Genomic DNA, 9,594 nt, shown 5'->3' on the forward strand with positions numbered 1-9,594 from the left:
TACGGGGTAGGGTTGCAAGGTCACGCCGTGTTGACGGGAGTGAACGCCCTGTCATCACGGGGGACGTCGGTCGGCCTCGGCTGATCGGCATCCGGTCTGGAGCCGCCCGGTCCCACGCTCGTACGGACGGCGACGTCATGCCCGTACCCTGCGAGGAATGGACGCCGTGCCCAGTATCACCACCGTCGTGGCCCGTGCCCTGCACACCGCCGCCACGATCCTTGAGCGGGACGCACTCCAAGACGGCATGCGGTTCGGGCCGCTGTGGGAACGGGTTCTCGCGGAGGACCCGCGGTTGACGACGGACTGGCGTGACGCTCTCGACGAGTCTCCTCAGCAGAACAGCACGCCCTTCAAGGACTATGTGAACCGGTACGCGATCAACCTGGGCAAGGTGGGTTGGCTGTACCGGGGCGGGCGCCGCTGGCAGCTGACAGGAATTGGTCAGGACGCCCTCCGCCGGTGGCCGGACCCGGTGGACTACAACCTTGAGATGCGCAGTCGGTACCGGCAGTGGGAGCGTCAGCCTGCGTGTGCTGCGGCCGCGACCGCTTTGGAGCAGCTCGTCGACAGTGGCTCCTGGACGGTGCTGGAGGAGGTGGCCCATGAGTTCGCTGTGGACTTCAACGTCCTGGGGCCGGCGCTGTTGGGAACCCGTCCGCTGGGCTGGCACCTCGCTCTTGGAAAGGACGGGGAAGCCGGCGCCGGTCTACCCCTGCTGCCCCATGAACGCGACACTTGGCGCAACCTCCTGGAAGGCGAGGGCGTCCTCGACACCGCCCGGACCAGCCTGGACACCGTCCGCGCGCTCCTCGACCGGCGGATGCCTGTGTGGGAGGCGCTGATCGCGGCCAAGCAGCCGGCCGATGAAGCCGAGGTCGATCAGGAGCTGCCCCGTCAGTTGTGGATCATCCGGGGCACGGACGCCAAGACGGCTGTTCCCCTCATCCGGGGGCCGTGGCGCGAGCACTCGGTGGTCACTCTCACCACGGGATTTCAGCCCCCGACCGTGGGAGCCCACGACCCGGACAGCGTCCGAAGGGCCGTCGACACCGCGCTCCCCACCACCTCGCCCGCCCGCCGGGAGAGCGTCGCCCGCGAGCTGGACGCCTTCCTCAACCGGATGCGCGAGGGCGACATCGTGCTGTCCACCGACGGCTTCGAGACGTACGTCGGTGTCGTCAGCGGCCCAGCCGCTCACGGGGCGGAACAGCTGGAACGGCCCGTCGAGTGGCGCAACCTGAACAAGCCCCTGGACTTCCTCAAAGACCTGCCCTCCGGACTCTCCGGAGTGGTCCAGGACGCGGACTCCCAGGTCTTCGAGGCCACCGAGTACGCCGAGACCGTACTCGCCCTGATCGGGGACATGCCGCGTACCGCCCCCGTATCCGAGGGGCCGGCGGAACTTTCCGACGCCACCCCTGAACTGGCAGCGAAACTCCACATGCCTGACACCTACTGGCTTCAGGACTGCGTCGAACTCCTGCGCGCCACACCGCAGTTGATCTTCCACGGCCCGCCCGGCACCGGCAAGACCTACACCGCGCTCGCCCTCGCCCGGCATCTGGCGGGCGCTTCCAGTGCTACCAACGTCCGTCTCGTCCAGTTCCACCCCGCCTACGCCTATGAGGACTTCTTCGAAGGCATCCGCCCTCGCCTGGGCAGCAAGCAAGACGGTGGCGCGGACGGCGGGCTCGGCTACGACCTCGTGCGGGGCCCGCTGCGTAAGCTCGCCGACGAAGCGGAACGGCGCCCGGCCGAGGCGTTCGTCCTCGTCATCGACGAAATCAACCGCGGTCATCTCGCCAAAATCTTCGGCGAGTTGTACTTCCTCCTGGAGTACCGCACCGAGCGCGTCCACCTCCTCTACGGCTCCGACGACGGCCGCGGCTTCCGCCTGCCACCCAACCTCTACATCCTCGGCACCATGAACACCGTTGACCGCTCGGTGGCGTACATGGATGCGGCCATGCGCCGCCGCTTCTCCTTCATGGAACTCCACCCCGACACACCGCCGGTGAACGGAGTGCTGGGTTCCTGGCTGCGGAAGCAGGCGGAGGAACGAGGGGAGGACCCGGCCACGTACGACGACTCGTACGTCCGTCTCCTCGACGAGATCAACCGCCTCCTCGCCGACGGCAGCCCCGGCGACCGTTCCTTTCGCGTCGGCCCCTCGTACTTCATGCAGGACCTCGCGCACGCGGGCGACGGCGCCCTCGAACGCCTGTGGAGGACGCAGATCATTCCGCTCCTCACCGAACATCACTGGGGCGACGGCACCGATGTGGAAGAGGTCTACGGACTCGTGGGTCTGCGTGAACGGCTCGGCATCCTGCCGCCCTCGGGCGACGGCTCCGGCTCCGAGGACTCGTGAACGATCGGCGTACCCAGCCCCGCGACTGCCAGGACGCGGCGGCGCACATCCGGCTCCCGGAGGGCGGCGGCTGGACCACATGGGAGCTCGCCCCGGCCCAGGTGGCGACGCTCGCCGCTCACGGCGGCCTGGTCCAGATGCATCCGGAGACCGCCACCCGTTGGCGGCTGAAGGCTAAGGATCAGGTCGGCTCGGTGCGCCTCGGCACGGGAGTGGGCACCCTCCAGCTCACCATCACCCCCAAGGTCCCCGTCGACCGACTACTCCACCTCGTCTCGTACGCCCCCGAACGTGTCACCTTCGACCCGCGTCCCGTCACCGCCGACTCGCGCCCCGACCTCCTCCCAGCCCTTGCGTACGCCTTCGTCTCCGCTGCCGACCGCGCTCTGCTCCACGGCGTTCTTCACGACTACAGGGAGACGTACGAAACCCTGCCCGTCGTCCGCGGCCGCATCCGCCATGCGGACCAGCTCCGCCGCAGACCAGGGGTCCCTGTGCCGCTTGAAGTCGTGTACGACGATCACACTCCCGACATACCGGAGAACCGCCTCCTCCTCGCCGCCACCCGCCGCCTTCTGCGCGTCCCCGGCCTTGAACCCGGCCCACGTTCCGCCCTTCAGCGACTCACAGCCCGTTTGGACGGAGTCCGGCTCCTGCCTGCCGGAGCCCACGCACCCGGTTGGACCCTCGACCGCCGCAACGCCCGTTACGCGCACGCACTCGTCCTCGCCGAACTCGTCCTGCGCGGCGCCTCGTATGAACTCGACGGCCGCGAGATCGCCGTCGACGGGATGCTTGTGACCATGTGGCGCCTCTTCGAGGCGTACCTCGCCCGTGCGGTCGGCGAGGCGTTGCGCCTGCGTGTGGGAGGCAGGCCCGAAGCGCAGGATCGGAGCTTCTTTCTCGATGCCGCAGGTAGGCATGTACTCAAGCCAGACCTCGTGCACTACCTGCCGTCCCCGCGTGACGGAGTACTGCGACAGGCCGTCGTCCTCGATGCCAAGTTCAAGACCAAGCCGCAACGGGACGACCTCTACCAAATGACCGCGTACTGCGTGCGCCTCGGACTCGCCGAGGGCCACCTCGTGTACGCCTCGGGCAGACCCAGCCTCGTGGAGGTGCCGGTGGGGGAGGGGCGGCTGAGGATCTGGCGGCATGTCGTGGATCTCTCGCGCCCCTGGCGGGATCTTGCGGTGGACATTGCGGATCTCGCCGCGTCCGTGGACGCCGCGCGAGGCGCTGCGGTTGGCAGCCCTCCCCACGCAAACATCCGGCAGGGCGAAACTAGCTGACGGCGGACCGGGGCGCGCCCTTTCGGCCGTACCGCCCCTGCTTTCTGTAGAGACCCGACAGCAGGCACCCGAACCCACTGTCGGTGCCCGATTCTCTGAGAGGCCGGGCGGACCGATAGGTTTTCGAGGAAGGCGCCTGTATTGCAGGGGTTTCATTCCGCTATCGAAAGGGTGATCTGTTGAGCCGCTCGGTTCTCGTCACCGGAGGCAACCGGGGCATCGGCCTCGCCATCGCCCGCGCATTCGCCGACGCAGGCGACAAGGTCGCGATCACGTACCGGTCCGGTGAGCCGCCGGCCGCCCTGACGGAATTGGGGTGCCTGGCGGTCAAGTGCGACATCACCGACACCGAGCAGGTGGAGCAGGCCTACAAGGAGATCGAGGCCGAGCACGGCCCGGTCGAGGTCCTGGTCGCCAACGCCGGCATCACCAAGGACCAGCTGCTGATGCGCATGTCCGAGGAGGACTTCACCTCGGTCATCGACACGAACCTCACCGGCGCCTTCCGCGTCGTCAAGCGCGCCAACCGTGGCATGCTGCGGGCCAAGAAGGGCCGCGTCGTCCTCATCTCGTCGGTCGTCGGCCTGCTCGGCTCCGCGGGGCAGGCGAACTACGCCGCGTCCAAGGCCGCCCTTGTCGGCTTCGCGCGTTCGCTCGCCCGGGAACTCGGCTCGCGCAACCTCACCTTCAACGTCGTCGCGCCCGGCTTCGTCGACACCGACATGACGCAGGCGCTCACCGACGAGCAGCGCGCGAACATCGTGTCGCAGGTGCCGCTGGGCCGCTACGCGCAGCCCGAGGAGATCGCCGCGACGGTGCGGTTCCTCGCCTCGGACGACGCCTCGTACATCACTGGAGCCGTCATCCCGGTTGACGGCGGACTGGGAATGGGTCACTGATCACCATGAGCGGAATTCTCGAGGGCAAGCGCGTCCTCATCACCGGTGTGCTGATGGAGTCCTCCATCGCCTTCCACACCGCCAAGCTGGCCCAGGAGCAGGGCGCCGAGATCATCCTGACCGCGTTCCCGCGGCCCACGCTGACCGAGCGCATCGCCAGGAAGCTCCCGAAGCCCACCAAGGTCATCGAGCTCGACGTCACCAACGACGAGCACCTCGGCCGCCTCGCCGATGTCGTGGGCGAGGAGCTGGGCAGCCTCGACGGCGTCGTGCACTCCATCGGCTTCGCGCCGCAGGACGCCCTCGGCGGCAACTTCCTCAACACGCCGTTCGAGTCGGTCGCCACGGCCATGCACGTCTCGGCGTTCTCCCTGAAGTCGCTGACCATGGCCTGCCTGCCGCTGATGCAGAGCGGCGGCTCCGTCGTCGGCCTCACCTTCGACGCGCAGTACGCCTGGCCGCAGTACGACTGGATGGGTCCGGCCAAGGCCGCCCTGGAGGCCACCAGCCGCTACATGGCGCGCGACCTGGGCAAGCAGAACATCCGCTGCAACCTCATCTCGGCGGGCCCGATCGGCTCCATGGCCGCCAAGTCCATCCCGGGCTTCGGCGAGCTCGCCTCGGTGTGGGACACCCGCGCGCCCCTGGAGTGGGACCTCAAGGACCCGGAGCCGGCCGGCAAGGGCGTCGTCGCCCTGCTGAGCGACTGGTTCCCGAAGACCACGGGCGAGATCATCCACGTGGACGGCGGTCTGCACGCCATCGGCGCGTAAGCGCCCACGCACGGCATCGACGCCCCGTTTCCCGCAGCGCGCGGGGAGCGGGGCGTCGCCCGTTCGGCCCATTCGACCGGGCGCCCCGGACCCCGTGGCCCGCAGGCTGGGAGGACGCACCGCCCCGCAGCCGTACGGCCGAGGAGGTCCCCTTGTGCGCCTGTCCCGCCGCTTTGCTCCGGTGTTCGCCGCTGTCGCTCTGGTGATGGCCGTGCCGTACGACGCGATGCCCCACCCGCGCGTGGTGAGCGTGGACGCGGGGTCCCGGCCCGCCGCGCCCCAGCCGTTCGGTGCCGCGTGTCGGACCACGGTCACCGGCTCCCATGTCGTCGCGTACTGCCACAACCCCTATGTGGACACCGACCGCGTCCGGCTGCACATCGAGTGCGCCCGCTGGTGGGACATCGACACCGACAGCGCCCCGGTCGACGTGGGGCCCGCGATGACGGTCAGGCTGACGGGCCGCTGCTGGAAGGAGGTCCGCGCGGCCTGGATCACCCACGGGACCTGACGGTCAGCCGCCGGGCTGGGGAGGACCTGACGGTCAGCTGCCCGGCTGGGGACCTGACGGTCGGCCGCCGGGGCGGATGCCGCCCGGCTGTCCCTGGCCGCCCGGCCGTCCCGGCCGGCACTGGAACGGATAGCTCGCGGCCTCCGTGGCCGCGGCCTCCGCGTCGCCCGTGCGGATCGCGTCGACGAGCCGCGCGTGGTCCATGTAGGTCTCCGGCGTCAGTTCCTTGCCGACGTCCTCGCGCAGCCAGTCGCGCAGCACCTCTCCCAGATCCGCGTACATCGCCGTCATGACGTCGTTGCGGGACGCGGCCACCACCGCCATGTGGAAGGTCGCGTCGGCGGCCACGAAGGCCTCCGCGTCGCCCGACTCCCAGGCCTCCTCGCGGCGTACGAGGAGCGCGTCCAGCTGCTTGAGATCGCGCTCGGTGCGCCGCTCGGCGGCCAGCCGCGCGGCGCTCGACTCCAGGGTGGAACGCAGTTCGGCGATGTGCCGCGGGTCGGCGTCCGCGAACCGGCGGTGCATCACGCCCGCCAGCTCGCTGGTCGCCACGACATAGGTGCCGGAACCCTGCCGGATGTCCAGCAGCCCGTTGTGGGCGAGCGCCCGGACCGCCTCGCGCACCGTGTTGCGGGCGACGCCGAGCTGATCGACGAGCTCCGGCTCGGTGGGGATACGGGAGCCCACCGGCCACTCGCCCGAGGTGATCTGGTTCCGCAGCTCGGAGATGACCTGCTCGGACAGGGCCGAACGGCGGGGATGGCTCAGCGGCATGACGGTCCTTCGTACGGGCCCGAGTGTGGTCGTTCGCGCCGGGCTACAGGATCCGGAGATTAACGCAGCGGGATTGGACAGCCAATCATCCCATGATTCTATGATGGGGGGCATGGCCCCCGAGGAAACCCGGACGACGATGACGTCCCCAGCGATACGTCGCTCCACCGAGAGCTCGGCACCCGGAACGCCCGACACGCGCGCGTGGACGACGCGGCTCGTGGTCGTCGCCATCGTCCTCACCGCGCTCAACCTGCGCCCGGCCATCACCAGCCTCGGCGCCCTCCTCGAAGAAGTGCGCGACGGGCTCGGCATGAGCGGCAGCGCGGCCGGACTGCTCACCTCCGTGCCGCCCCTCTGCTTCGCCGTCTTCGGCGTGATGGCACCCCGGCTCGCCCGCCGTTTCGGGCCCGCCACCGTCGTCTGCGCGGGCATGGTCGCCATCACCACGGGCCTGGCCCTGCGCCCGTACATCGGGGGCACGGCCGGCTTCCTGGCCGCCAGCGCGCTCGCGCTCATGGGCATCGCCGTCAGCAACGTCCTGATGCCGGTCATCGTCAAGCGCTGGTTCCCCGACCGGGTCGGGTCCATGACGGGTCTGTACTCGATGGCCCTCGCGCTCGGCACCTCGGCCGCGGCCGCGGTGACCGTCCCCATGACCGGCGCCCTGGGAGGCGGCTGGCAGTCCGGGCTCGTGGTCTGGGCCGGACTCGCGGCGGCGGCCGTCCTCCCGTGGATCGCGCTGGTACGCGTGCGGGGCGCCGCGTCCCGCCCCGACGACCGTGCGCCCGCCGGGGCCGGCAGCACCCGGCACGAGCCCGACGGACTGCGCATCACCCGCAGCCGTACCGCCTGGGCGCTCGCCGTCTTCTTCGGCCTCCAGGCCACCGCCGCCTACATCACGATGGGCTGGATGGCACAGATCTTCCGCGACGCGGGCGTCGCCGCCGGGACCGCCGGACTGCTCCTCGCCGTCACGATGGTGATGGGCGTGCCGCTGGCCTTCGTCATCCCGCGCCTCGCCACCCGCCTGCCCCACCAGGGGCCCATCGTGGTCGCCCTCGGCGTCTGCGGGCTCGCCGGTTACGCGGGCCTCTACCTGGCACCCGCGGCGGGTGCCTGGGCCTGGGCCCTGCTGCTCGGCGTCTCCAACTGCGCCTTTCCGCTGGCCCTCACCATGGTCGGCATGAGGGCCCGGACCGGCGCGGGCGTCGCCAAGCTGTCGGCGTTCGCCCAGAGCACCGGCTATCTGCTCTCGATCCCGGGCCCCCTGCTCGTGGGCGTGCTCTACCAGCACAGCGGCGGCTGGGGCCTGCCGCTCGCGATGATGGCGGCGCTGATGATTCCGCAGATCGGCGTCGGCATCCTGGCGGGCCGCGACCGCACGGTGGAGGACGAGGCGGCGGGCTGACCCCTGGCCCGGCCCGCCCGGGAACCGGGCCCCGGCGGCGGCCGGGCGCACCCGGGGTGCGAGAATGGCCGCATGCCTGTGCTCGACCCGAACCCCCAGAACGGCCAGAAGAAGCTGCTGCTCGTGTTCGGCGCGATGCTGGCCATCACGGTGATCATCGGCATCATCGCGTCCATCGCGTCACCGTGAACGGCGAAGCCCCGCGCCCGGCGGCCTCGCACTGACCGCCGCCGCATCCCTGCCGTGACGCCCCGCTCGCCCCTCCAGGACACGTCGCCCCGACGGCGACCCGCCTTCGGGCCCGGGGGGTGGGGCTAACCCCCCGTCCCCTAGGGGGCGAGTGTCAGGGTCAAGTGGGTGGATCACCGGATGGGTTGAGGACCGCGGAGTCCGTAGTTTCGAGGTGTGGCCGCGAGAGGCGGCCCAGGGACCACTCGAAGACTCACGGAGGCGGCATGTCGGCCCATACGCACACCCGGCCCCACCCGGCGACCACGGGCCGCGTGGACATCCGACTGCGCTGGTGGGCCCTCGCCCTGCCGGTGCTCGCCTTCGTCACCCTGCTGCTCATGATCCTCAACCCGGCGGACGCGCATGCCGCGGGCAGCGACCCGGCGATCACGCACGTGTTCGAACGTATCCAGCAGACGGTGCTGAACAACACCCCGTGAGCCGCGCCGGCCCCGCGCCCCGTCGCACCCCCGGGCGCCCCTGAGCCCCACCACTCGCCTCACCGGGCACGTCACCGGCTCGCCACGGCAGGCCATGCCACCAGGGCAGACCGCGCCGAAACGGCCGTACGGCCGCCGAACCACCGCCCGCCGCAGAACCGTCCCCCGTCGAACCGCGCCCTTCGCAAAGACAGGCGCTGCCCCGCTCCCGGGCAGACCGCTTCACCCCTGAAGGGGTACGGCATCACCCCTGACGGGGCGGGGCGTCACCCCCGTCGGGGGAGCGCATCAACTCCCTGCGCCCCATGGCATGTTTCGTGCGAAGCTGGGACGCATGAGCGTCGCAGAACCCCGCAGGATTGTCCTCTTCCGGCATGCGAAAGCCGACTGGCCGCAGATGTCCGATCATGAGCGGCCGCTCGCCGACCGGGGCCGCATGGACGCGGCCGTCGCCGGACGCAGGCTGGCCGACACAGGCATCCCCTTCGAGCTGGCCCTCTGCTCCACTGCGATCCGGACCCGCGAGACGTGGAAGCACGCCGTCCAGGAGCTCCCGCACCGGCCGAAAACGGTCTATGAGGAGCGGCTCTACGAAGCCTCGCCCGGCGAACTGATCGCCGTGCTCAACGAAACCCCGGACGACGCGACGAACGTGATCCTCATCGGTCACAACCCTGGCGTACACGGCCTCGCCGACATTCTGGCGGGCAAGGCCGAGGGCGACACCCGCGCCCGGATGACCGCCCATGGCTTCCACACCGCCGCTTTCGCGGTGCTCTCCTTCGACGGCCCCTGGAAATCCCTGGAGCCCGGATCGGCCGCCCTGACCGACTACTGGGCGCCGACGGAGTGAACCCACCCCTACGTCGACGGGGGCCCGGCACCACCC

At 70.4% G+C, this 9,594-nt stretch carries 10 protein-coding genes; 9 read left to right on the forward strand and 1 reads right to left on the reverse strand.

What is annotated here, in order from left to right; genetic code table 11:
• Nucleotides 1-166 precede the first annotated feature (166 nt).
• From ACFWBT_RS08575 to ACFWBT_RS08595, 5 genes are all read left to right on the forward strand, one after another.
• Nucleotides 167-2,374, forward strand: coding sequence for an McrB family protein (locus ACFWBT_RS08575; RefSeq protein ID WP_385697408.1), 2,208 nt, complete (start codon nt 167-169; stop codon nt 2,372-2,374).
• Nucleotides 2,371-3,666 carry an McrC family protein gene (locus ACFWBT_RS08580; protein ID WP_385697410.1) on the forward strand — a complete coding sequence of 432 codons (1,296 nt, stop codon included), beginning with the start codon at nt 2,371-2,373 and terminating at the stop codon, nt 3,664-3,666. The genes ACFWBT_RS08575 and ACFWBT_RS08580 overlap by 4 nt, the downstream gene beginning before the upstream one ends.
• Nucleotides 3,667-3,845: 179 nt before the next feature.
• Nucleotides 3,846-4,565 carry a 3-oxoacyl-[acyl-carrier-protein] reductase gene (gene fabG / locus ACFWBT_RS08585; protein WP_385697412.1) on the forward strand — a complete coding sequence of 240 codons (720 nt, stop codon included), beginning with the start codon at nt 3,846-3,848 and terminating at the stop codon, nt 4,563-4,565.
• 5 nt (nt 4,566-4,570) lie between these two features.
• Nucleotides 4,571-5,338: an enoyl-ACP reductase FabI gene (gene fabI, locus ACFWBT_RS08590; protein ID WP_385697413.1), complete on the forward strand. Its 768-nt coding sequence runs from the start codon at nt 4,571-4,573 to the stop codon at nt 5,336-5,338.
• A 154-nt stretch (nt 5,339-5,492) separates the two neighbouring features.
• On the forward strand, nt 5,493-5,849 hold the full coding sequence (locus ACFWBT_RS08595; protein ID WP_385697414.1) for a hypothetical protein: 357 nt from the start codon (nt 5,493-5,495) through the stop codon (nt 5,847-5,849).
• A gap of 33 nt (nt 5,850-5,882) precedes the next feature.
• On the opposite strand, the gene ACFWBT_RS08600 is transcribed toward ACFWBT_RS08595, so the two are convergent.
• Nucleotides 5,883-6,623 (reverse strand): FadR/GntR family transcriptional regulator, encoded by a 741-nt coding sequence (locus tag ACFWBT_RS08600; protein ID WP_385697416.1) that lies wholly within the window; start codon nt 6,621-6,623, stop codon nt 5,883-5,885.
• Nucleotides 6,624-6,735: 112 nt separating this feature from the next.
• On the opposite strand from ACFWBT_RS08600, the gene ACFWBT_RS08605 reads away from it, so the two are divergent.
• From ACFWBT_RS08605 to ACFWBT_RS08620, 4 genes are all read left to right on the forward strand, one after another.
• Nucleotides 6,736-8,034, forward strand: a complete 1,299-nt coding sequence (locus ACFWBT_RS08605) for a CynX/NimT family MFS transporter (protein ID WP_385697418.1) — start codon at nt 6,736-6,738, stop codon at nt 8,032-8,034.
• Nucleotides 8,035-8,106: 72 nt separating this feature from the next.
• A complete protein-coding gene (locus tag ACFWBT_RS08610) occupies nt 8,107-8,223 on the forward strand; it encodes an SGM_5486 family transporter-associated protein (RefSeq protein WP_107441149.1) in 117 nt (38 codons plus the stop codon).
• A 266-nt stretch (nt 8,224-8,489) separates the two neighbouring features.
• Nucleotides 8,490-8,705 (forward strand): hypothetical protein, encoded by a 216-nt coding sequence (locus tag ACFWBT_RS08615; protein ID WP_385697420.1) that lies wholly within the window; start codon nt 8,490-8,492, stop codon nt 8,703-8,705.
• 334 nt (nt 8,706-9,039) lie between these two features.
• Complete coding sequence (locus ACFWBT_RS08620; protein ID WP_385697421.1) at nt 9,040-9,558, forward strand: SixA phosphatase family protein; 519 nt, start codon at nt 9,040-9,042, stop codon at nt 9,556-9,558.
• The last annotated feature ends 36 nt before the right edge of the window (nt 9,559-9,594 follow it).

This window comes from Streptomyces sp. NPDC060027 (assembly GCF_042737005.1).
GTDB lineage: Bacteria > Actinomycetota > Actinomycetes > Streptomycetales > Streptomycetaceae > Streptomyces.